The organism is Pseudomonas sp. E45-MNA-CIBAN-0222, from assembly GCF_040310405.1.
Classification (GTDB): domain Bacteria; phylum Pseudomonadota; class Gammaproteobacteria; order Pseudomonadales; family Pseudomonadaceae; genus Stutzerimonas; species Stutzerimonas stutzeri_AC.
This window is the reverse complement of record NZ_JBEOPU010000006.1, coordinates 132,924-154,265: the sequence shown is the minus strand read 5'-3', so window position 1 is coordinate 154,265 and position 21,342 is coordinate 132,924. Positions and strand designations below refer to the sequence as shown.

Sequence of the window (21,342 nt, the reverse complement as noted above, 5' to 3'; positions counted from 1 at the left end):
TGCCGGCCCTGGCCGCTGGTCGCCTCCTACTGATAAACCCGCGCCGTGCCTCAAGCCTTGCCCTAATCGGCCGATGAATTGGAGTTAGTCTCGCCTGCACGAAGCACCATGATCCGCAATCAGCACATCCAACCAATTCTTGAGGAAGGCATCGATCGCAAGGTGCTAGCCACGCTGCGGGCTCGCTTTCTCGCAGTTAATAGCGCACGGCTGGAACGCGCCCTGCTAGGCATGTCCACCCGCCAACAGCAAGTACTCAAGCTGTTGCCGCTGCTTTTTCACGTCAACCATCCGATCTTTCCCGGCTACGTATCGGCTACCACGCCCGCCGGCCTCGCTCACTTCGAGCCGGATGCCGAGCAGCTCACGGAGGCTCAGCGCCTTAGCCGCTCGTTTACCTACAAACCAGTGCGCGGCAACTCCCCCCAGCCGATACTCGGCCTGTTCCTCATGGGCAGCCTGGGCACAGTGGCGCAGGACGAACACAGCGATCTGGATGTGTGGGTGTGCCACGACCCGGCACTGGACGCCAAACAGATCGCGGAATTGCGCCGAAAGTGCGAGCTGTTGCAGGTCTGGGCGGCGAGTCAGGGCAGCGAAGCGCACTTCTTTCTGGTCGACCCCCTGCGTTTCAGCCAAGGCCAGCGCGACGCCAAGCTGACCTCCGATGACTGCGGCACCACTCAGCACTACCTGCTGCTCGACGAGTTCTACCGCACCGCACTCTGGCTCGGCGGACGCACGCCATTGTGGTGGCTGGTACCCGATTACGAAGAACATCGCTACGAGGAGTATGTAGCAACGCTGCTGGCCAAACGCTTCGTGCGTGCCGACGAGGTGCTCGACCTCGGTCATCTTGGCCGTGTGCCACCCGGTGAATTCGTCGGTGCCGGGCTCTGGCAACTCTACAAGGCCATCGCCGCGCCATACAAATCGCTGTTCAAGCTGCTTCTGGTTGAGGTGTATGCCAGCCAGTATCCGCAACTGCGTTGCCTGGCGCTGGATTTCAAACAGGCCATCTATCACGGCCGAATCGAATTGGACGAGCTCGACCCCTACATCGCTGCCTATCAGGCCATCGAGCACTATCTGAGCGATCCTAGCGATCACGAACGCTTGGAACTGGCCCGCCGCTGCCTGTATCTGAAGATCAACCGTCCGCTGAGCCGACCACCAGTCAACCGCAACAAGAGCTGGCAGCGAACCTTGCTCGAGCGCTTGACCCGATCCTGGCACTGGGACGAGCGGCAGTTGGCGCTGCTCGACAATCGCAGTCGTTGGAAAGTGAGGCAAGTCAGCCAGGAGCGCCGGGCGCTGGTCAACGAACTGACCTATGGCTATCGCTTTCTCAGCGACTTCACTCGTCGCTTGCAGGCGACCAGCCCACTCACCAGCCGCGATCTCGGCGTACTCGGCCGCCGTCTTTACGCAGCCATCGAGCGCAAAGCCGGAAAAGTTGAGGTAGTGAATCTCGGCATTTCGCCGGATATGGCCGAAGACAGTCTGACCCTGGTCCATGGCTATGACGCTGCGGGCAACGTGCATTGGTCGCTCTACCAGGGCCAGCTCACTGCGCCGGAGCTACCCAATTTCGCCCCCCTGAAACGCTCTCGCGAACTGGTCACGCTGCTTGCCTGGTGCCACCGCAACGGGGTAGTGGATGCCACCACCCATTTGTCGCTGTTCCCTGGTGACAGCGGCCTGAGCGAGGCAGAGCTATTCGCCCTGTTCAGTGATCTGCGCCGTGCGCTGCCGATGCCACTCTCTCAGGTCGACGAGGAAGCGCTACTGGCGGCGAGCAATCCCAGTCGCGTGCTGCTACTGGTCAATGTCGGCCGGGACCCCACCCTGCAGGCACCTGCAGGGCTGGTGAACGGTGAACAGTCGATCCTGAGCATAGCGCCGGAGAACCTGGTGCTCAGCGTGGATCAGGTGACGCTCAACAGCTGGAACGAGATGCTGGTGACCCGCTACGAAGGACCGAGGGCACTGCCGCTGTGCCTGCGCGATTACCTGGACAGTCTTGATCCTGCCGCAGAGCCACCACAGCTGCAGCTCTTCTGCTTCGCGCGCAACCGCGGGCAGGCCATCACGCGCCGGGTAGAACAGATCTTCGATGATGCCCGGCGAAGCCTTGGCCGCACTGCTCATGGGCGCTACCTGCTGCAGGTTCGCCAGCATTTTCATATGGTGCAACGCGATACGAACGAACTGCGGCTGACCAATCTGGTCGACCGCGCCGCGCTGTACGAGCACTTGGGCGAAGCGCACCACAGCTATAGCCCGCTCCAGCTCGATAGAGCGGCGCTAGAGGGGGACGATCTGGCGCTGATTCTCGCTCAGGGGCGGCCGGGCTGCGTGCAGGTTTTCTATCGCACCTTCGGAGATACCGCTGAACTCAGCGTGCTCGATGAATGCAATGCACTCTGGCGCCAACAACTGCCCTATCGCGACGAGCGCACGCTGCTGCGCCCATTGATGCGCTTCCTCGAGTCGATGCTCTTTCGGCGCAATGCCCAGCAGCTCGATCCAGCCAGGGAGCTGGTCGACCCAACAATTTTCTTCTATCGCATCCAACCCGGACAGGGCGCACACCCGTCGCAGCTCGAAAGACGACCAGCGCCACACGGCGAGATCAATGACCCGTTCTACGATGTACAAGCCATCGTCGAAGCCGGCGAGAGCGGCCGTTCGCAGGTCACGCTGTACTGCAACCATCAGGAGTTTTCCGGGCTGGAGTACGGCACCGAGCTGTTTGCAGCAGTGGCACAGGCCATCATTTCCCGCCGCCGCGATGGCGAGCGCTACCCTTGCTACATCACCGACCTCGACCTCACGGGCCTGCACGGCAATAACCGTAGCCAAACGGTGCAGTACCTGCGTTACAAATCTCGCTTGGAAGCGGCGATCAACGCAGCGATCGAGGCGTGATCGGACAGGCTTAATGGCGACTGATTGAGCCAGACCGCGAGGTGCACCAGCAATCGCCATACCCAATAGCCGTGCTGGATTGGGCGAACGAAGGGACGGCGAGCCCGACCACTGCGGCGGCAATCGGGCAACAGGGGCAGTGCGCGTCAACCGTCAGAAAGGATCGCCAGCCGCTTCAGGCTGATACTCGATGGCGAGCAGGGTCAGCTTGATGATCTTTCCAGCCGGGGTTGGCCAGTCGATGTGCTGGCCGACGCTCATACCCAGCAGCGCGGTTCCCACTGGAGCTAGGACGGACACGGTTCCTTCCTTGCCGGCGTCGTGAGGGTAGACCAGCGTCAGGTGATATTCCTTGCCAGTCCCCTCGTCGAGGCAATGCACACGCGAGTTCATGGTCACGACGCCCGCAGGCATCTCGCTGCGTTCCACGATCTGCGCCCGCGACAGTTCCTGCTCGAGCGCTTCGGCGGCCGGACCGTAGTCGTCCAGGCTGTCGAGCAGCCGCTCAAGGCGCTGCAGATCGAGTTGGGTAAGGATGATCGGCGGTGCACTGGTCATGGGTTCTGGCAAGCTCCTGGGAAAAGTCAAAAGACGAAAAAAGCAAAACCCCGCCCGAAGGCGGGGTTTTGTTGACCTGCGAGAGACACTATCACAGCAGCCCGAATAAGCAAGGCCCCTGCCTGCAGCCCCCGGGAAACGGGGCTGCAGGTGGCATGAGTCAGATATCCTCGAACTCCATGGCTTCGCCGCCCTGCTCCAGCGTCACCCGCGTCAGCAGTTCGCCGAGGCGCTCACCGCTGGCATCGCACAGCCACAGCTGGCTGCCTTCGTCATAGTCGAAATGAAAGCCGCCAGAGCGCGCCGCCACCCACAGCTGACGCAGCGCGGGCTGTCGGCTAAGGATCAGCTGGCTGCCGTTATCGAAACGCACGGTCAGCACACCACCGGAATTTTCCAGGTCCACGTCCATGCTGGTGTCATCGAACACGTCTTCGACGCTCTCCTGCACAGCATCGACCAGATCGTGATAACGGGCTTCGCTCAGGCTCATGCAACACTTCCTCGATTGTTCTGCGCGCGGCGCTGGCCGGGCGCGATGGCGGCGAGCTTAGCAGGGCGCAACCGGATCAAGCGAGTCGCCTGCCGGCACAGCCGCCGTGTGGCGTGCTGCTCGCATAGGCAATCCGCCGGGTGCTGGGTATACTCCGGCGATTAGATTTTTCAAGGATTCCAGCCCCCATGAAGCGCCTCCTGCTTCCCTTCATCGCCCTCGCCGTCTTCGCCGCCGCGCTCAGCGGTTGTGGCCAGAAAGGTCCGCTGTACCTGCCGGATGACGAGCAAACCGTCAAAGAACGTTCCAAAGACCGTTTCGAACTCTAAAGGAGGCTGTTCATGGAGGCCTTCTCGTACCGCGACGGTCAACTCTTCGCGGAAGGCGTGGCACTGCCCGCACTTGCGCAACGCTTCGGCACCCCGACCTACGTCTACTCCCGCGCGCACATCGAGGCCCAGTACCGGGCCTATGCCGATGCGCTCGAAGGCATGCCGCATCTGGTCTGCTTCGCCGTCAAAGCCAATTCGAACCTTGGAGTGCTGAACGTGCTGGCGCGCCTTGGCGCCGGCTTCGACATCGTCTCGCGCGGTGAACTGGAGCGCGTGCTGGCCGCCGGTGGGCAGCCGGACCGTATCGTCTTCTCCGGCGTCGGCAAGACCCGTGACGACATGCGTCGCGCATTGGAAGTCGGCGTGCACTGCTTCAACGTGGAATCCACCGACGAGCTGGAGCGCCTGCAGCAGGTCGCCGCCGAGCTCGGCAAAAAGGCGCCGGTATCGCTGCGGGTCAATCCTGACGTCGATGCCGGCACCCACCCGTACATTTCCACCGGTCTGAAAGAGAACAAGTTCGGCATCGATATCGACAACGCCGAGGCGGTCTATGCCCGCGCAGCCGAGTTGCCGAACCTGGAAGTGGTCGGCGTCGATTGCCATATCGGTTCGCAGCTGACCAGCCTGCCGCCCTTCCTCGACGCGCTCGACCGCCTGCTCGCCTTGACCGATCGACTCGCCGCACGCGGCATCCAGATCCGCCATCTGGACCTCGGTGGCGGCCTCGGTGTGCGTTACCGTGACGAGCAACCACCGCTGGCCGGCGACTACATCCAGGCCGTGCGCCAGCGCATCGAAGGCCGCGGGTTGGCGTTGGTATTCGAGCCGGGCCGCTCCATCGTCGCCAACGCAGGCGTACTGCTGACCCGCGTGGAATACCTCAAGCACACCGCGCACAAGGATTTTGCCATCGTCGATGCGGCGATGAACGACCTGATCCGTCCGGCGCTGTACCAGGCGTGGATGAACGTCATCGCAGTGCAGCCCCACGAAGGCGATACGCGCCGCTACGACATCGTCGGACCGATCTGCGAGACCGGCGACTTCCTCGCCAAGGATCGTGAGCTGGCGCTGGTCGAAGGCGACCTGCTGGCGGTGTGTTCGGCCGGTGCCTACGGCTTCGTCATGAGTTCCAACTACAACACCCGTGGCCGCGCCGCCGAGGTGCTGGTGGACGGTGACCAGGCGTTCGAAGTGCGCCGTCGCGAGAGCGTTCAGGAGCTATACGCCGGCGAAAGCCTGCTGCCCACTTGAGGCCAAGATCATGCTTCTGCGCTTTACCAAGATGCACGGTCTGGGCAACGACTTCATGGTCATCGACCTGGTCAGCCAGCACGCGCACATCCAGCCCAAGCACGCCAAGCAGTGGGGCGACCGTCACACCGGGGTCGGCTTCGATCAGCTGCTGATCGTCGAGCCGCCGCAGAACCCGGACGTGGATTTTCGCTACCGCATCTTCAATTCCGACGGTTCGGAAGTGGAGCAGTGCGGCAACGGTGCGCGCTGCTTCGCTCGCTTCGTGGTCGACAAGCGCCTGACCGTCAAACGCAAGATCAAGGTCGAAACCAAGGGCGGCATCATCGAACTGGATATCCGCCCTGACGGCCAGATCCGGGTCGATATGGGCCCGCCACGCCTGGTGCCAGCAGATATCCCTTTCCAGGCCGAGCAGGAAGCCCTGAGCTATCCGCTCGAAGTCGATGGCCAGCGCGTCGAGCTTGCCGCCGTATCCATGGGCAACCCCCATGCGGTGCTGCGCGTAGATTGTGTCGAGCAGGCGCCGGTGCACGAGCTGGGCCCGAAGATCGAACATCACTCGCGTTTTCCACAACGGGTCAACGTCGGCTTTTTGCAGGTCGTCGACCGCCGTCATGCGCGCCTGCGCGTATGGGAGCGCGGTGCCGGGGAAACCCAGGCCTGCGGCACCGGCGCCTGCGCTGCGGCAGTGGCCGCCATTCGCCAGGGCTGGATGGACTCACCCGTGCAGCTCGACCTGCCTGGCGGCCGTCTGTCCATCGAATGGGCAGGCCCCGGACAGCCGGTTATGATGACCGGCCCCGCCGTTCGTGTATTTGAAGGACAGGTTCGCCTATGACCGACCAGACCCAGGGCAGCACCCCGCTACCCGACGCCGAAGCCGTCGCCGCCTACCTGCGCGCCCATCCGGAATTTTTCGTCGACCACGACGAGCTGATTCCGGAGCTGCGCATCCCCCATCAGCCTGGCACCGCCGTCTCGCTGGTGGAGCGCCAGGTCAAGCTGCTGCGCGAGCGCAACATCGAGATGCGCCATCGTCTTTCGCAATTGATGGACGTGGCACGCGACAACGACCGTCTGTTCGACAAAACCCGCCGCTTGGTGCTCGACCTGCTCGACGCTAGCAGCCTGGAAGAAGTCGTCAGTGCCGTGGAAGACAGCCTTCGCCATGAATTCCAGGTGCCCTACGTCAGCCTCATCCTGTTCAGTGACGCGACGCTGCCGGTAGGCCGCTGTGTCAGCACTGGCGAGGCTCAGCAGAGCATCGGCGGCCTGCTCGACGGCGGCAAGACCATCTGCGGCGTGCTGCGCCCGCATGAACTGAGCTTTCTCTTCGGCGCCGAAGACAGCGGTAGCGTTGGCTCCGCGGCAGTAGTCAGCCTGAACAATCAGCTGGGTGTACTCGCAATCGGCAGCCCGGACCCACAGCATTACAAGAGCTCGCTGGGCACCCTCTTCCTCGGCTATATCGCCGAAGTGCTGACCCGCGTATTGCCGCGCTTCGGCACGCCGCTGCGCTCGGTACGCTGAGCGCAATTGCAGACCAACGCCAAGCACCACGCACGCCTGCTCGCGGCCTGAGGCTGGAGCCTGCTTATGCAGAATGAACTCGACGCCTACTTCGAATACCTGCGCAGTGCCCGACAGCTGTCGGGCCACTCGCTGGATGGCTACCGGCGTGACCTGCACAAGCTGCTGGCCTATTGCGAGCGCGAAAACATCGGCGAATGGACCGCGCTCCAGGGCCGACACCTGCGCCAGCTGATCGGCGAGCTGCATCGCCAAGGCCAGTCCAGCCGCAGCCTGGCACGGCTGCTGTCATCGGTGCGCGGCCTCTACCGCTACTTGAATCAGGAAGGAATCTGCCAGCACGATCCGGCTACCGGTCTATCCGCGCCGAAAGGTGAACGCCGACTGCCGCGACTGCTGGATACCGATCGCGCCATGCAGCTGCTCGACGGCGGCGTGGAGGACGATTTCATCGGCCTGCGCGATCAGGCGATGCTCGAACTGTTCTACTCATCCGGCTTGCGGCTGTCGGAACTGGTCGGCCTGAACCTCGACCAGCTCGACCTACCCGCGGGTATGGTCAGGGTGCTCGGCAAGGGCAACAAGGTGCGCGAGCTACCGGTCGGGCGCAAGGCACGCGAGGCCTTGCAAGCCTGGTTGCCAATACGTGCGCTGGCCAACCCGGCCGATGGCGCGGTATTCATTGGCCAACAGGGTCGTCGCCTCGGCGCGCGGGCCGTCCAGCTGCGGGTCCGTCAGGCCGGCGTGCGTGAGCTTGGCCAGCACCTGCATCCGCACATGTTGCGCCACAGCTTCGCCAGTCACCTGTTGGAGTCATCCCAGGACCTGCGTTCGGTGCAGGAACTGCTCGGCCACGCCGACATCGGCACCACGCAGATCTACACCCACCTGGACTTTCAGCACCTGGCCAAGGTCTACGATCAGGCGCATCCGCGCGCCAAGCGCAAGCAGGACACCGACACATGAGCATTCGCCTGATCACCTTCGACCTGGACGACACCTTCTGGGAAACCACGCCGGCCATCCAGAGCGCAGAGACCGCCCTGCGCAGCTGGCTGGGCGTGCATGCGCCGCGCCTCGGCGAATTTCCCGTCGAGGCCCTCGGCGCGATCCGCCGCATGCTGATTGAACGGGACCCGGCGCTGCGCCACCGTATCAGCGAGCTGCGCCGGCGCATCCTGCAGCACGCGCTGCACGACGCCGGCTATCCCGCCGATGAAGCGGACCAGCTGGCCGAGCGGGCCTTTCAGGTATTTCTCGATGCGCGCCATGAGGTGCAGATTTTCCCAGACGTGCAGCCCACGCTGGAATTTCTTGCCAATCACTACACCCTCGGCGTGATCACCAACGGCAATGCCGACGTGCGCCGCCTGGGCCTGGCCGACTATTTCCAGTTCACGCTGTGCGCCGAGGAGTTAGGCATCGGCAAGCCCGATCCGCACCCATTCGAGCAGGCCTTGCGCCTGGGCGATGCGCGCCCGGATCAGGCAGTGCATATCGGCGATCATGCCCTCGACGACATCGCCGGAGCGCAGCAGGCGGGCCTGCGGGCGATCTGGTTCAATCCCAAACGAGCCAGCTGGTCGCACGATTACCATCCAGACGCCGAAATCCAGAGCCTGGCCGAGCTACCAAAACTGTTGCTCGGCTGGCGCGGCAACTGAGCGATAAGCTGATTAGCCTGAACACGAAAAAGCCCGCCATCAGGCGGGCTTTTTCGTAATTGGTGATCCGTTCGCGCTCAGATAGGACGGCTGCCGTACTTGCTATCCGGCTTCTTCGGCGGGTCGGCGACCACATTGGGTTCGACCTCCTGAACGCGGCCGCCACGTGCCAGGAACTCTTCCATGGCCCGCGCCAGCGCTTCGCGCTCCTTCTGCTTGGCTTCCAGGCTCGGCAGCTCGTCCGGCTCGGCGGACTTGGCCTTGGCCTTCTTGGTCGGCGTGGCCCGCTCGCTGTCGGTGCCCTCCTCGTCGAGGCTGTCGTCGCCGTCATCGGCAGCGTTCAGCTCCTCCCCTTCCTCCTCGTCGCCCACTTCCAGATCGTCTTGTTCTAGTTCTTCGTCGCTCATGTTCTACCTCATGGCTTGCCAAAGCGGAGTAAGTTATAGCCCAGCGATGCGGAATGACCGACATCACCAAAAAAAATTCAACTTGCCGTCCCGTGCAGCGTTGCCACTATCTGCCGCGCGCCACCCTGGTCGCGGTGCTCTCCGAGATAGACGCCCTGCCAAGTCCCCAGTGCCAGGCGCCCCGCGCTTACCGGCAGGCTCAGCTGGCAGCCGAGCAGGCTGGCCTTGAAGTGTGCCGGCAAGTCGTCCGGCCCTTCGTAGTCATGCTCGTAACCGTCCTCGCCCTGCGGCACCAGACGATTGAAGAACCGTTCGAAATCACGCCGTACCGCTGAGTCGGCATTCTCGTTGATCGTCAGCGAGGCCGAGGTATGCCGCAGCCACAGGTGTAACAGACCGACCTGACATTGCCGCAGTTCCGGCAGTGCATCTAGCAGTTCATCGGTAATGAGATGGAAGCCGCGTGGCCGCGCTCGCAAGGTGATCAGAGTCTGTTGCCACATGTTCGAGAGGCTCATGTTCAACGGCTGGTCGCGCGCATTCTAGCGTGGCGTAGAAAAAAACAAAGGGCGCCAAAAGGCGCCCTTGTCATGAACCGCGCAATTGTTACTGGCGAGTGAACTCCGGATAGGCTTCCAGACCGCACTCGACCACGTCCACACCCTCGTATTCCTCCTCCTCGCTGACGCGCAGGCCCATCACTGCCTTGATGACGCCCCAGACGATCAGGCTGGCGATGAACACCCAGAGGAAGATCGACACCAGGCCCAGCAGTTGTGCACCGAAGGTGGCATCGGCATTGGTCAGCGGCACGGCCATCAGGCCCCACATGCCGGCGACACCGTGCACGGAGATCGCTCCGACCGGGTCATCGAGCTTGAGCTTGTCCAGACCGAGGATGCTGAACACCACCAGCACGCCACCCACACCGCCGATCAGGGTCGCTTGCAGGGCGCTCGGGGTCAGCGGTTCGGCGGTGATCGCCACCAGGCCGGCCAGCGCGCCGTTGAGGACCATGGTCAGGTCGGACTTGCCGAACAGCAGGCGCGCGGTGATCAGTGCGGCGATCAGACCGCCAGCGGCGCCCATGTTGGTGTTGACGAAGACCTGGGCCACCGCGTTGGCGTCTTCGATGGTGCTCATTTTCAGCTGCGAGCCACCGTTGAAGCCGAACCAACCCATCCAAAGGATGAAGGCACCGAGCGTCGCCATCGGCATGTTGGCGCCGGGAATGGCATTGATCTGGCCGTTCGGGCCGTACTTGCCCTTACGTGCACCGAGCAACAAGACACCCGCCAGAGCTGCAGCCGCGCCAGCCATGTGCACGATGCCGGAGCCGGCGAAGTCGAGGAAACCAGCCGCGTCGAGGAAACCACCGCCCCACTTCCAGAAGCCCTGAACTGGATAGATGAAGCCGGTCATCACCACAGCGAAGGCGATGAACGCCCACAGCTTCATGCGCTCGGCCACCGCACCGGAGACCACCGACATGCAGGTTGCGGCGAACACGATCTGGAAGAAGAAGTCAGCGCGAGCGGAATAGTAAGGCGCATCCTCACCCCCGGCCGCGACCAGGTCGACTGCATGTTCGTCGCCGATCAGGAAGCCCAGACTCGGGAAAATGCCACCTTCCGGGCTGGAGTACATGATGTAGTAGCCGACCAGCAGGTACATGATCGAAGCCAGCGAGTAGAGCACGATGTTCTTGGTAAGAATCTCGGCGGTGTTCTTCGCCCGGACCAGACCGGCTTCGAGCATGGCAAAACCTGCCGCCATCCACATCACCAGCGCTCCGCAGATCACGAAGTAGAAGGTATCGAGTCCGTACTGGACGGGTATCAATGCAGTGCTATCCATGTGTCACCTCTTGCTGTCGCGCTGTATGCGCTGTTCGGTCCGCAGGCCATCGCATGCTGCATCGAAGGCCTGCACCGCTTTTAGGATTGGCCCCGGCGTTGGCTCCGGGGTGCCCTGAATGGATTACAGGTTGTAGCCACGCTCGTTATGCAGGCTGAGGTCCAGGCCGATGGTTTCCTGCTCCTCGTTGACCCGCAGCCCCATCACCAGATCGATCGCCTTGAGGATCAGGTAGGTGACGATGCCGGTGTACACCACGGTGAACAGCACGCCCTTGAACTGGATCCACAGCTGCAGACCGATGCTCTCCACTTCGCCGAAGCCGCCCAGCATGGGTGCGGCGAAGATGCCGGTAAGCAGCGCACCGACGATGCCGCCAATGCCGTGCACACCGAACGCATCCAGAGAGTCGTCGTAGCCGAGCTTGCGTTTCAGGCTGGTGGCACAGAAGAAGCAGACCACTCCGGAGACCAGGCCGATGACCAGCGCGCCCATCGGACCGACGGTGCCGGCGGCCGGGGTGATGGCGACCAGACCGGCCACCACGCCGGAGGCGATGCCCAGCGCGCTGGGTTTGCCGTGGCCGATCCACTCGGCGAACATCCAACCCAGCGCCGCGGCTGCAGTAGCGATCTGGGTGACCAGCATGGCCATGCCGGCCGTACCGTTGGCGGCAATGGCCGAGCCTGCGTTGAAGCCAAACCAGCCGACCCAGAGCATCGCGGCACCGACCAGAGTCAGGCCCAGGTTGTGCGGCGCCATTGGCGTGTTCGGGTAACCCTTGCGCTTACCCAGCACCAGGCATGCCACCAGACCGGCGATACCGGCATTGATGTGCACCACGGTGCCGCCGGCGAAGTCGAGCACGCCCCAGTCCCACATCAGGCCGCCGTCGCCGCCCCATACCATGTGTGCGATCGGCGCATAGACCAGCGTGAACCAGACGCCCGTGAACACCAGCATCGCGGAGAACTTCATACGCTCGGCGAAGGCCCCGACGATAAGTGCCGGGGTGATGATGGCGAAGGTCATCTGGAAGGTGATGAAGACGCTTTCAGGGAAGGCGCCGACCAGGCTGTCGGGCGTCAGACCGCTGAGGAAAGCGCGATCCAGACCGCCAACGAAAGAATTGAAGTTGGTGACCCCGGCTTCCATACCCGTGGTGTCGAAAGCGAGGCTGTAGCCATAGACCATCCAGAGGATGCTCATCAGGCCGGTGACGGCGAAGCACTGCATCATCACCGAGAGAATGTTCTTCGAGCGGACCATGCCGCCGTAGAACAGTGCCAGCCCAGGGATGGTCATGAACAGCACTAGCGCAGTGGCCGTCAGCATCCATGCCGTGTCGCCTGAATCCAGCGTTGCCTCCTGCGCCAGGGCCAGGCCTGGACTTATCAGAGACAAAAGGGCTCCTAGCCCTGCGAATCTTCGCAGAGTCATGGTTTTACTCCTGGGGCGTGGGGGTTCGGAGGTGCTGCTTAAATCGCGTCGGTATCGGTTTCGCCGGTACGGATGCGGATGGCCTGTTCCAGGTTGACCACGAAGATCTTGCCGTCACCGATCTTGCCGGTATTGGCGGCCTTGGTGATGGCCTCGATGACGCGATCGAGCTGATCGTCGGCGATGGCTACATCGATCTTCACTTTCGGCAGGAAGTCGACGACGTATTCGGCACCACGGTATAGCTCGGTGTGACCCTTCTGACGACCGAAGCCTTTGACTTCAGTAACGGTGATGCCCTGTACGCCGATTTCCGACAGAGACTCGCGCACGTCGTCCAGCTTGAACGGCTTGATGATGGCAGTGACTAGTTTCATGAAAACTTCTCCCGTTTTAGGTGGACTTGCCCCAGAAGTACGAACCCGGCTCAAGTCTAAGCTCAGTGTCTGGCTCTTGTAACGCTCCGGCTGTACCCGAGCAGCTGACCGACACCACCAACCTCTCCGACAAAGCGTCTCGAATCACCCATGCACCGCAACCCGGTGGTGCATGCGTTGCTGGGGACAAAGCAGAATCGATGCCAGCTTTACGCAAGCCCCAATTTGCAGGGCTTTTACCCAGAACGGATGCGGCCGACGGACGGTTGCGCTCAGCCGACGCACCTTAATGGTGCGACTGCGCACCACCCCCTGCTCAGTTTCTGTGCACGACCCGCCAGAAAGACGCAAAAAACACCGTGCTACACTGCGCCCCGTCCAACGACAGGTGCTTTCAATGTTGCCGCCAAAAGCTTTTCTAGATGCCATCGGCTCCCAGGCCTCGCGCCTGTTCAACGGCGAGACGCCGCTGCCGCGTGGTGAATTCGAAGCCCAGCTCAAGGGCGTGGTGCAGGGCGCGCTGAACAAGCTCGACGTGGTCAGCCGCGATGAGTTCGACAGCCAGATGGTGGTACTCGCCCGTACTCGTGCTCGCCTGGAAGCGCTTGAGGCCAAGGTCGCCGAACTGGAAGAAAAGCTCACGCCGCCCGCGCCCTGACAGGTCGGGCCGCGACACGATCAAAGGAGTGATCGAATGTCCCTGGCCATAGTTCATAGCCGCGCGCAGATCGGTGTAGAAGCGCCGCCGGTAACCGTCGAAGCCCATCTGGCCAACGGTCTACCAGCGCTCGCGCTGGTCGGCCTGCCGGAAACCGCCGTCAAGGAAAGCAAGGACCGGGTACGCAGCGCCATCCTCACCTCCGGCTTCGACTTCCCGCCGCGCCGCATCACCCTCAATCTTGCGCCCGCCGATTTACCCAAGGATGGCGGTCGTTTCGACCTGGCCATCGCCCTGGGCATTCTCGCAGCCAGCGGTCAGCTGCCCGCCGAGCGCCTCGACAGTCTGGAATGCCTCGGCGAGCTCGCACTCTCCGGTGCCTTGCGTCCGGTTCAGGGCGTGTTGCCGGCAGCCCTTGCCGCCCGGGCTGCCGGACGCGCCTTGCTGGTGCCGCGAGCCAACGCCGAGGAAGCCAGCCTCGCTTCCGGGCTCACCGTCTATGCCGCCGAACACCTGCTCGAGGTCGCTGCGCACTTCAACGGCGTCACACCGCTCGAACCCTATGCCGCCCAAGGCCTGCTGCGGCAGATTCAGCCCTACCCGGACCTGGCTGACGTACAAGGCCAGCAGGCCGCCAAGCGCGGGCTGCTGATTGCCGCGGCTGGTGCTCACAACCTCTTGTTTTCCGGGCCACCTGGCACCGGCAAGACTCTGCTGGCCAGCCGCCTGCCCGGCCTGTTGCCGCCGCTCGACGAACAGGAAGCGCTGGAAGTCGCCGCCATCCATTCGGTGGCCAGCCACAGCCCACTTGAACATTGGCCGCAGCGTCCCTTTCGGCAGCCCCATCACAGTGCATCGGGCCCTGCGCTGGTCGGTGGCGGCAGCCGGCCGCAGCCGGGCGAGATCACTTTGGCGCACCAAGGTGTGCTGTTTCTCGACGAGCTACCGGAGTTCGACCGCAAGGTGCTCGAGGTCCTGCGCGAGCCGCTGGAATCAGGCCATATCGTAATTGCCCGAGCGCGCGACAAGGTGCGCTTTCCGGCGCGCTTCCAGCTCGTGGCGGCGATGAACCCCTGCCCGTGCGGCTATCTCGGCGATCCCAACGGACGCTGCCGCTGCACGCCGGATCAGATCCAGCGTTATCGCAACAAGCTCTCCGGCCCGCTGCTCGACCGCATCGACCTGCATCTGACCGTGGCGCGTGAGGCCACGGCACTCAACGCACCACCGCAAACCGGGCAAAGCAGTGCCGTGCTGGCCGCTCAAGTGGCGCAGGCGCGACAGCTGCAACAGGCTCGCCAGGGCTGTGCCAATGCCTTTCTCGACCTGGCGGGCCTGCGCAGTCACTGCCAGCTGACGGCTGAGGATCAGGCCTGGCTGGAGCGCGCCTGCGAACGCCTGGCGCTGTCGCTGCGCGCCGCGCACCGTCTGCTCAAGGTGGCACGTACTCTCGCCGATTTGGAACAAGCTGCGTGCATCGGTCGCCAGCACCTCGCCGAAGCGCTGCAGTACCGGCCCGGCAGCCAGGCCTGAGCCACTCGGCGCGGGCTCTGGCTCGCGCAAATCGGCCGCGGACAACCGGCGTCCTTCGCGGTCTGTGTTAAGTTGGCTGGCTTTCGCCACAGGCGGCCACTCCCCAGACATAACCCGAAGGAGCGCAGCATGGAGGCAAAAAAGCCCTCGTCCTCTCAAATCAACCCGCCGGTCTTTTACGGCTCGGCAGCTATCATTCTGGCGCTGGTGATCTACAGCGTTGCCTTCCAGAGCCACGCACAGACGCTGTTCGGCGACACGCAGGCCTGGATCATCGCCAACGTCAGCTGGCTGTATATCCTCGCCGTCGCACTGATCCTGCTGATGGTGGTGCTACTGGCGTTCAGTCGTTATGGCGACATCAAGCTCGGTCCCGACCACAGCGAGCCGGATTACAGTGCGCTGACCTGGTTCGCCATGCTGTTTTCCGCCGGCATGGGCATCGGCCTGATGTTCTTCGGCGTTGCCGAGCCGGTGATGCACTTTCTCTCGCCACCAACCGGTGAAGGCGGCACCACGCTGGCCGCGCGCGAGGCGATGAAGATCACCTTCTTCCACTGGGGCCTGCATGCCTGGTCGATCTACGCCATCGTGGCCATGATCCTGGCTTATTTCGCTTACCGTCACGGCCTGCCGCTCACCCTGCGTTCGGCGCTCTACCCGCTGATCGGCGAGCGCATCTACGGGCCCATCGGCCACGCCGTCGACATCTTCGCCATCATCGGCACGGTACTGGGTGTCGCCACGTCACTGGGGCTTGGCGTTACCCAGATCAACACCGGACTGAACCACCTTTATGGGCTGCCGGTTTCGGTGCCGGTGCAGATCGGCCTGATCATGGCCACCACACTGCTGGCCACGATTTCCGTGGTCACCGGCCTGGACAAAGGCGTGCGCCGGCTATCCGAGCTGAACCTGACGCTGGCAGCGCTGCTGATGCTGATGGTGCTCGTGGCTGGGCCGACGGTGTTCATTCTGCAGACCTTTGTGCAGAACACTGGCGGCTACCTGTCGGATATCGTCGACAAGACCTTCAACCTCTACGCCTACGAGCCGAACGACTGGATCGGCGGCTGGACGCTGTTCTACTGGGGCTGGTGGCTGGCCTGGTCGCCCTTCGTCGGGCTGTTCATCGCGCGCATTTCGCGTGGCCGGACGATCCGTGAGTTCGTCACCGGCGTGCTGCTGGTGCCTACCGCGTTCACCCTGATGTGGATGACAGTGTTCGGTGACACGGCCATCCATATGATCCTCTGGGAGCACGTGACCAGCCTTGGCGAAGCCATCGAGCAGGACAGCTCGCTGGCCCTGTTCGCCTTCCTCGAACACTTTCCCTTCTCGGCGTTTATTTCGCTGATCGCCATCATCATGGTCGTGGTGTTTTTCGTCACGTCGGCGGACTCCGGCGCGCTGGTGGTGGATATGCTCGCCTCGGGTGGGCGACAGGGCACGCCGGTGTGGCAGCGGATCTTCTGGGCCGTTTCCATGGGCGGCGTGGCCATCGCTCTACTACTCGCAGACGGCCTCACGGCCCTGCAGACGGCGACGATTGCCAGCGCCCTGCCCTTCACCATCGCCCTGCTCTGCTCGATGTGGGGCCTGCTCAAGGCATTGCGCCTGGACGCCACCAAGCAGGGATTACGCTACCAGGCCCTGAGCACCTCGCCCAACGCACCACGCAGCCCGGGCGGTTGGCAGCGCCGCTTGCGCACCCTGATGCTGTTCCCGCGACGCGCCCATGTAGTGCGCTTCATCTCCGAAGTGGTGCACCCGGCCTGCGAGGCAATCGCCGAGGAGATGCGCAAGCAGGGCTACGTCGTTGAAATCAGTGAGGGCGAGGATCGCCGCCAGCGTTTCGAGATCATCCACGACGGCGAGCCGGACTTCATTTACGAGGTACGTCCACGCGCCTATGCGATGCCGAGCTTCGTGGCCAGCAGCGAGGATGACGAACGCGAGGAGCGCAAGTACTTCCGCGCCGAAGTCCACCTCAAGGAAGGCGGCCAGGATTACGACGTAATGGGCTGGAGCCGTGAAGATGTGATCAGCGACATTCTCGGCCAGTACGAGAAACACATGCACTTCCTGCACATGGTCCGCTAAACGGCTCGATGCCACCCTGCTGATTCGCCGCGTGAGGCGACTTCAGCAGGCTCTGGCGCGCTCGGCTCGCATGAAGTCGATCAACTCGGGCAATGGCAGCGGCTGGCTGATGAGAAACCCCTGAACCTGCTGCGCACCAAACTGGCGCAACAGCTCCAACTGCTCGGCGACCTCAACCCCCTCGGCGACCACTTCCAGATCGAGGTTATGCGCCAGGCCGATCATTGCTTGCACCAACTGCAGCTTTTCAGGGCGAGCGGTCATGCCGGCGACAAAGCTCTTATCGATCTTCAGGAGAGTAATCGGCAGGCTGGATAGATGGACGAACGAGGAGAAACCAGTGCCGAAATCGTCCAGCGAGAAGCGCACGCCCAGCTGACCGAGGGCGTGCATGGCCGTCTGCACTTGCTCGCTACGGCGCATCACGGCGGTTTCGGTGAGTTCGAATTCCAGCCAGTGCGGATCGATGCCGCGCTCGTCGATCAGTCGATTTAGCGTCGGCAGCAATTGGCTGTCCTGGAACTGGCGAAAGGACAGATTGATCGCCATGTGCAATGAATCCGCACCGCCATCCTGCAGGCTTTGCAGATCACGCAGCGCTCGGGCGATTACCCAGTAGCCGAGCGGCACGATCAGGCCGCTCTCCTCGGCCATGGGTATGAAAGCGTCCGGGGCCAGCAGGCCTCTTTCAGGATGCAGCCAGCGCACCAGCGCCTCGAGCCCGACGATGCGCCCGCTCTTCAGGCACAGGCGGGGCTGGTAATGCAGCTCCAGCTCACCGCGACGCAGTGCGCGACGCAACTCACCTTCCTGATCCGCCAGGCTGCGGGCGCTACGGCTGGCCTGCTCGTCGTAGTAACTCCAAGTGCAACCCTGGCTCGCCTTGGCCTGGCGCATGGCGATCTGCGCATGCCAAAGCAGCGGGTCGGCGCCAATACCGCTGCAGGCCCTCGCCAAGCCCAGGCTGCAACCGAGCATCAGGCTTTCACCTTCGACCCAATAGGGTTCGGCCAAGGCCTCGACGAGCCGATCGGCAACCGCCCCCGCGCGCCCCGGCTCGTCGCGGGTATCGAGCAGCAAGGCAAACTCGTCGCCGCCCAACCGCGCCAGCATGTCGCCAACCTCCAGCTGCGCCTTCAGCCGCGCCACCACCTGCAGGATCAGCCGGTCTCCAGCCTGGTGGCCGAGGGCATCGTTGACGTGACGGAAGTTGTCCAGATCCAGGTAGCCTAATACCAGTCCCTGCCCCTGGTGCTCGACCAGAGCATCGAGCAGCAGTGTCTGGAAGCCCTGACGGTTGACGACGCCGGTGTGCGGGTCCTGCTCGGCGAGCCGTTGCAAGGTGCCCTGCAGGTTGCAGCGTTCGCGCACGTAGCGCAGACAGCGCCGCAGCACTTCGGCGTTCAGCTGATCGGCCACCAGCCAGTCGACCGCACCTTCCGGAGTGTCCGGTGGTTCCTCGTCGAGCAGCAGAATCAGCGGCCAGGGACAGAGCCCAGTAGCGGGACGACACTGTGGTGTAGCCAATAGCAGGCAGGGGGCGTCGAGGTACTCGCCGGCCATATCCCAATCCGCCGCGACGATCAGCCGCTCGGGACTGGCCGAGCTCTGCAGACAGGCACGCAGTCGCTCGGCCCAACCGGGTCGGTCAGCCAACAGCAACAACGGCATGGATTGGACGGGCGCTGGCAAGCGGCCTCCGGACTCGAAAAGTTTGAAGACGGGCGTAGCTACCCGATTTTCAGCACAGTCCCTTGCAAACGCCCTGCCTCCTGCCGCGCACAAGACTAATCCATTATTTCGTTCAGCCAAGCCCCATGCGCGACGACCGGCGTTTTATTGCGTGCGCGACCGCGCAGCATCGGCACATCAGCCTGTTAAACTCCCGCCCCCGCTTCGAATGACCTGAACTCCATGTCCCGACTCAACCCTCGGCAGCAGGAAGCCGTGAATTACGTCGGCGGCCCACTTCTGGTGCTCGCCGGTGCCGGCTCCGGCAAGACCAGCGTGATCACCCGCAAGATCGCCTACCTGGTGCAGCATTGCGGCATCCAGGCCCGCCACATCGTCGCCATGACCTTCACCAACAAGGCCGCGCGCGAGATGAAGGAGCGCGTCGGCAGCCTGCTCAAGGGCGCCGAGGCGCGCGGCCTGACCGTGTCCACCTTCCACAACCTGGGCATGAACATCATCCGCAAGGAATACGCGCGGATGGGCTACAAGCCCGGTTTCTCGATCTTCGATGACGGTGACATCAAGGCGCTGCTCACCGACATCATGCAGAAGGAATACTCCGGCGATGACGGTGCGGACGAGATCAAGAACTACATCGACAGCTGGAAGAACGACCTGATCCTGCCCGACGAGGCCCTGGCCAATGCGCGCAACCCCAAGGAGCAGACTGCCGCCATCGTCTACCTGCACTACCAGCGCACGCTCAAGGCGTACAACGCAGTGGACTTCAACGACCTGATCCTGCTGCCCGTGAAGCTCTTCCAAGAGCACGCCGACATTCTGGAAAAGTGGCAGAACCGCATCCGCTACCTGCTGGTCGACGAATACCAGGATACCAACGCCAGCCAGTACCTTCTGGTGAAGCTGCTGGTGGGAATGCGCAACCAGTTCACCGTGGTGGGCGACGACGACCAGTCGATCTACGCCTGGCGTGGCGCGCGTCCGGAAAACCTGATGCTGCTGAAGGAAGACTATCCCTCGCTGAAAGTGGTGATGCTGGAGCAGAACTACCGTTCCACCAGCCGCATCCTCAAGTGCGCCAACATCCTTATCGCCAACAACCCCCATGTGTTCGAGAAGCAGCTGTGGTCGGAGATGGGCGTAGGCGATGAGATCCGCGTGATCCGCACGCGCAACGAGGACGCCGAGTGCGAGCGCGTTGCGCTGGAAATTCTCACCGAGCACCTACGCACCCAGCGCCCCTACAGCGACTTCGCCATCCTCTACCGCGGCAACTACCAAGCCAAGCTGATGGAGCTGAAGCTGCAGCACCACCAGATCCCCTATCGCCTGTCCGGTGGCACCAGCTTCTTCGCCCGCCAGGAGGTGAAGGACCTGATGAGCTACTTCCGCCTGCTGGTCAACCCGGACGACGACAACGCCTTCCTGCGGGTTATCAACGTGCCGCGCCGGGAGATCGGTTCGACCACCCTGGAAAAGCTCGGCAACTATGCCAGCGAACGCGGCATCTCGATGTACGCCGCCGCCGATGAGATCGGCCTCGGCGCCCACCTGGACAGCCGTTACACCGACCGCCTGGCGCGCTTCAAGCGCTGGATGGATGGCGTGCGCGAACAGTGCGTGGTCAACGAGCCGATCGCCGCCATCCGCAGCATGGTGATGGACATCGACTACGAGAACTGGCTCAGGCAGAACGCCTCCAGCGACAAGGTGGCCGACGCGCGCATGGGCAACGTCTGGTTTCTCGTCGACGCGCTGAAGAGCACGCTGGACAAGGACGAAGACGGCGACATGACCATCGAGGACGCCATCGGCAAGCTGGTGCTGCGCGACATGCTCGAGCGTCAGCAGGAAGAGGAAGAAGGTGCCGAAGGCGTGCAGATGATGACCATGCACGCCTCCAAGGGCCTGGAATTTCCCTCGGTGTACATCATCGGCTTCGAGGAAGAAATCCTGCCGCACCGTTCCAGCATCGAGGCCGACACCATCGAGGAAGAGCGGCGCTTGGCCTATGTCGGCATCACCCGTGCCAAGCGCAACCTGGCGCTGACCTTTGCCGCCAAGCGCAAGCAGTACGGCGAGGTGATCGACTGCACGCCGAGCCGCTTCCTCGACGAGCTACCGCCGGAGGACCTGGTCTGGGAAGGCCAGGAAGACGCGCCGGTGGAGGTCAAGGCCGCGCGCGGCAACGACGCGCTGGCGGCGATGCGGGCGATGCTCAAGCGCTGAGAACAGCCGCGGCAGGCGAAGCTACGGGGTGGACGCCCGAAGAGCTTCGCCCCGAGGGCGGGCCTCCCACGAAAGCGGCCTGTGCACACTGCCTGCTGGAGGCGCACCCCGCGGCCCGTCCCCACGCACAGACACTCTGTGCACATCGTTTCCCGTGGGAGGCGTACCCTCGCGGCGATGCGAGTCGGGCCTCCCACGCAAAGAACCGTGCACATCGCTCACTTGCTGGAGTGCGCCCCGAGGCCGCCACAACAGGCAATCTGCTCCCCGTGGGA

19 protein-coding genes are annotated in these 21,342 nt (G+C 63.2%); 11 read left to right on the top strand and 8 right to left on the bottom strand.

What is annotated here, in order from left to right:
* Positions 1-108 precede the first annotated feature (108 nt).
* On the top strand, positions 109-2,931 hold the full coding sequence (locus AAEZ08_RS11105; RefSeq protein WP_500124275.1) for a class I adenylate cyclase: 2,823 nt from the start codon (positions 109-111) through the stop codon (positions 2,929-2,931).
* A gap of 153 nt (positions 2,932-3,084) precedes the next feature.
* Here the strand turns inward: AAEZ08_RS11105 and rnk are convergent, their stop codons facing one another.
* Positions 3,085-3,489, bottom strand: a complete 405-nt coding sequence (rnk, locus tag AAEZ08_RS11100) for a nucleoside diphosphate kinase regulator (protein ID WP_015278422.1) — start codon at positions 3,487-3,489, stop codon at positions 3,085-3,087.
* Positions 3,490-3,649: 160 nt separating this feature from the next.
* Entirely contained in the window at positions 3,650-3,982 is a 333-nt protein-coding gene (cyaY, locus tag AAEZ08_RS11095; protein WP_102820687.1) for an iron donor protein CyaY, read from the bottom strand.
* 188 nt (positions 3,983-4,170) lie between these two features.
* On the opposite strand from cyaY, the gene lptM reads away from it, so the two are divergent.
* The 6 genes from lptM to AAEZ08_RS11065 all read left to right on the top strand — a co-directional run bounded on the left by lptM (position 4,171) and on the right by AAEZ08_RS11065 (position 8,768).
* Positions 4,171-4,311: an LPS translocon maturation chaperone LptM gene (gene lptM, locus AAEZ08_RS11090; protein WP_003283423.1), complete on the top strand. Its 141-nt coding sequence runs from the start codon at positions 4,171-4,173 to the stop codon at positions 4,309-4,311.
* A gap of 12 nt (positions 4,312-4,323) precedes the next feature.
* The gene (gene lysA, locus AAEZ08_RS11085; RefSeq protein WP_102820686.1) at positions 4,324-5,571 is read left to right on the top strand and encodes a diaminopimelate decarboxylase; all 1,248 of its coding nucleotides are present in this window, start codon (positions 4,324-4,326) and stop codon (positions 5,569-5,571) included.
* A gap of 10 nt (positions 5,572-5,581) precedes the next feature.
* Positions 5,582-6,412: a diaminopimelate epimerase gene (gene dapF, locus AAEZ08_RS11080; protein WP_500124274.1), complete on the top strand. Its 831-nt coding sequence runs from the start codon at positions 5,582-5,584 to the stop codon at positions 6,410-6,412.
* Positions 6,409-7,104, top strand: coding sequence for a DUF484 family protein (locus AAEZ08_RS11075; protein ID WP_003283418.1), 696 nt, complete (start codon positions 6,409-6,411; stop codon positions 7,102-7,104). The genes dapF and AAEZ08_RS11075 overlap by 4 nt, the downstream gene beginning before the upstream one ends.
* 66 nt (positions 7,105-7,170) lie before the next feature.
* Positions 7,171-8,070, top strand: a complete 900-nt coding sequence (gene xerC, locus AAEZ08_RS11070; RefSeq protein WP_003283416.1) for a tyrosine recombinase XerC — start codon at positions 7,171-7,173, stop codon at positions 8,068-8,070.
* Positions 8,067-8,768: an HAD family hydrolase gene (locus AAEZ08_RS11065; protein ID WP_102820684.1), complete on the top strand. Its 702-nt coding sequence runs from the start codon at positions 8,067-8,069 to the stop codon at positions 8,766-8,768. Before xerC ends, AAEZ08_RS11065 begins: the two co-directional genes overlap by 4 nt.
* A 77-nt stretch (positions 8,769-8,845) precedes the next feature.
* Here the strand turns inward: AAEZ08_RS11065 and sutA are convergent, their stop codons facing one another.
* From sutA to glnK, 5 genes are all read right to left on the bottom strand, one after another.
* Positions 8,846-9,175 carry a dormancy-specific transcriptional regulator SutA gene (sutA, locus tag AAEZ08_RS11060; protein ID WP_011911739.1) on the bottom strand — a complete coding sequence of 110 codons (330 nt, stop codon included), beginning with the start codon at positions 9,173-9,175 and terminating at the stop codon, positions 8,846-8,848.
* 77 nt (positions 9,176-9,252) lie between these two features.
* Positions 9,253-9,678 carry a secondary thiamine-phosphate synthase enzyme YjbQ gene (locus tag AAEZ08_RS11055; RefSeq protein WP_500124273.1) on the bottom strand — a complete coding sequence of 142 codons (426 nt, stop codon included), beginning with the start codon at positions 9,676-9,678 and terminating at the stop codon, positions 9,253-9,255.
* A gap of 103 nt (positions 9,679-9,781) precedes the next feature.
* Positions 9,782-11,032 carry an ammonium transporter gene (locus tag AAEZ08_RS11050; protein WP_500124272.1) on the bottom strand — a complete coding sequence of 417 codons (1,251 nt, stop codon included), beginning with the start codon at positions 11,030-11,032 and terminating at the stop codon, positions 9,782-9,784.
* Between the two features lie 123 nt (positions 11,033-11,155).
* Positions 11,156-12,472, bottom strand: a complete 1,317-nt coding sequence (locus tag AAEZ08_RS11045) for an ammonium transporter (RefSeq protein ID WP_003283409.1) — start codon at positions 12,470-12,472, stop codon at positions 11,156-11,158.
* Positions 12,473-12,510: 38 nt separating this feature from the next.
* Positions 12,511-12,849, bottom strand: coding sequence for a P-II family nitrogen regulator (gene glnK / locus AAEZ08_RS11040; RefSeq protein ID WP_003096476.1), 339 nt, complete (start codon positions 12,847-12,849; stop codon positions 12,511-12,513).
* Positions 12,850-13,246: 397 nt separating this feature from the next.
* Between glnK and AAEZ08_RS11035 the strand changes: the two genes are divergently transcribed.
* The 3 genes from AAEZ08_RS11035 to AAEZ08_RS11025 all read left to right on the top strand — a co-directional run bounded on the left by AAEZ08_RS11035 (position 13,247) and on the right by AAEZ08_RS11025 (position 17,143).
* Positions 13,247-13,507, top strand: a complete 261-nt coding sequence (locus AAEZ08_RS11035) for an accessory factor UbiK family protein (protein WP_058063635.1) — start codon at positions 13,247-13,249, stop codon at positions 13,505-13,507.
* 36 nt (positions 13,508-13,543) lie between these two features.
* Positions 13,544-15,040: a YifB family Mg chelatase-like AAA ATPase gene (locus AAEZ08_RS11030; protein WP_102820681.1), complete on the top strand. Its 1,497-nt coding sequence runs from the start codon at positions 13,544-13,546 to the stop codon at positions 15,038-15,040.
* A 129-nt stretch (positions 15,041-15,169) separates the two neighbouring features.
* The gene (locus AAEZ08_RS11025) at positions 15,170-17,143 is read left to right on the top strand and encodes a BCCT family transporter (RefSeq protein WP_003283406.1); all 1,974 of its coding nucleotides are present in this window, start codon (positions 15,170-15,172) and stop codon (positions 17,141-17,143) included.
* Positions 17,144-17,185: 42 nt separating this feature from the next.
* Here the strand turns inward: AAEZ08_RS11025 and AAEZ08_RS11020 are convergent, their stop codons facing one another.
* Positions 17,186-18,814, bottom strand: coding sequence for a putative bifunctional diguanylate cyclase/phosphodiesterase (locus AAEZ08_RS11020; RefSeq protein ID WP_181066397.1), 1,629 nt, complete (start codon positions 18,812-18,814; stop codon positions 17,186-17,188).
* 243 nt (positions 18,815-19,057) lie between these two features.
* On the opposite strand from AAEZ08_RS11020, the gene rep reads away from it, so the two are divergent.
* On the top strand, positions 19,058-21,067 hold the full coding sequence (gene rep / locus AAEZ08_RS11015; RefSeq protein ID WP_500124271.1) for a DNA helicase Rep: 2,010 nt from the start codon (positions 19,058-19,060) through the stop codon (positions 21,065-21,067).
* The last annotated feature ends 275 nt before the right edge of the window (positions 21,068-21,342 follow it).

Bases quoted from the DNA above. Each gene is read 5' to 3' on its own strand.
- AAEZ08_RS11105 (WP_500124275.1), top strand. From the start codon at position 109: ATGATCCGCAATCAGCACATCCAACCAATTCTTGAGGAAGGCATCGAT.
- rnk (WP_015278422.1), bottom strand. From the start codon at position 3,489: ATGACCAGTGCACCGCCGATCATCCTTACCCAACTCGATCTGCAGCGC.
- cyaY (WP_102820687.1), bottom strand. From the start codon at position 3,982: ATGAGCCTGAGCGAAGCCCGTTATCACGATCTGGTCGATGCTGTGCAG.
- lptM (WP_003283423.1), top strand. From the start codon at position 4,171: ATGAAGCGCCTCCTGCTTCCCTTCATCGCCCTCGCCGTCTTCGCCGCC.
- lysA (WP_102820686.1), top strand. From the start codon at position 4,324: ATGGAGGCCTTCTCGTACCGCGACGGTCAACTCTTCGCGGAAGGCGTG.
- dapF (WP_500124274.1), top strand. From the start codon at position 5,582: ATGCTTCTGCGCTTTACCAAGATGCACGGTCTGGGCAACGACTTCATG.
- AAEZ08_RS11075 (WP_003283418.1), top strand. From the start codon at position 6,409: ATGACCGACCAGACCCAGGGCAGCACCCCGCTACCCGACGCCGAAGCC.
- xerC (WP_003283416.1), top strand. From the start codon at position 7,171: ATGCAGAATGAACTCGACGCCTACTTCGAATACCTGCGCAGTGCCCGA.
- AAEZ08_RS11065 (WP_102820684.1), top strand. From the start codon at position 8,067: ATGAGCATTCGCCTGATCACCTTCGACCTGGACGACACCTTCTGGGAA.
- sutA (WP_011911739.1), bottom strand. From the start codon at position 9,175: ATGAGCGACGAAGAACTAGAACAAGACGATCTGGAAGTGGGCGACGAG.
- AAEZ08_RS11055 (WP_500124273.1), bottom strand. From the start codon at position 9,678: ATGTGGCAACAGACTCTGATCACCTTGCGAGCGCGGCCACGCGGCTTC.
- AAEZ08_RS11050 (WP_500124272.1), bottom strand. From the start codon at position 11,032: ATGGATAGCACTGCATTGATACCCGTCCAGTACGGACTCGATACCTTC.
- AAEZ08_RS11045 (WP_003283409.1), bottom strand. From the start codon at position 12,472: ATGACTCTGCGAAGATTCGCAGGGCTAGGAGCCCTTTTGTCTCTGATA.
- glnK (WP_003096476.1), bottom strand. From the start codon at position 12,849: ATGAAACTAGTCACTGCCATCATCAAGCCGTTCAAGCTGGACGACGTG.
- AAEZ08_RS11035 (WP_058063635.1), top strand. From the start codon at position 13,247: ATGTTGCCGCCAAAAGCTTTTCTAGATGCCATCGGCTCCCAGGCCTCG.
- AAEZ08_RS11030 (WP_102820681.1), top strand. From the start codon at position 13,544: ATGTCCCTGGCCATAGTTCATAGCCGCGCGCAGATCGGTGTAGAAGCG.
- AAEZ08_RS11025 (WP_003283406.1), top strand. From the start codon at position 15,170: ATGGAGGCAAAAAAGCCCTCGTCCTCTCAAATCAACCCGCCGGTCTTT.
- AAEZ08_RS11020 (WP_181066397.1), bottom strand. From the start codon at position 18,814: ATGCCGTTGTTGCTGTTGGCTGACCGACCCGGTTGGGCCGAGCGACTG.
- rep (WP_500124271.1), top strand. From the start codon at position 19,058: ATGTCCCGACTCAACCCTCGGCAGCAGGAAGCCGTGAATTACGTCGGC.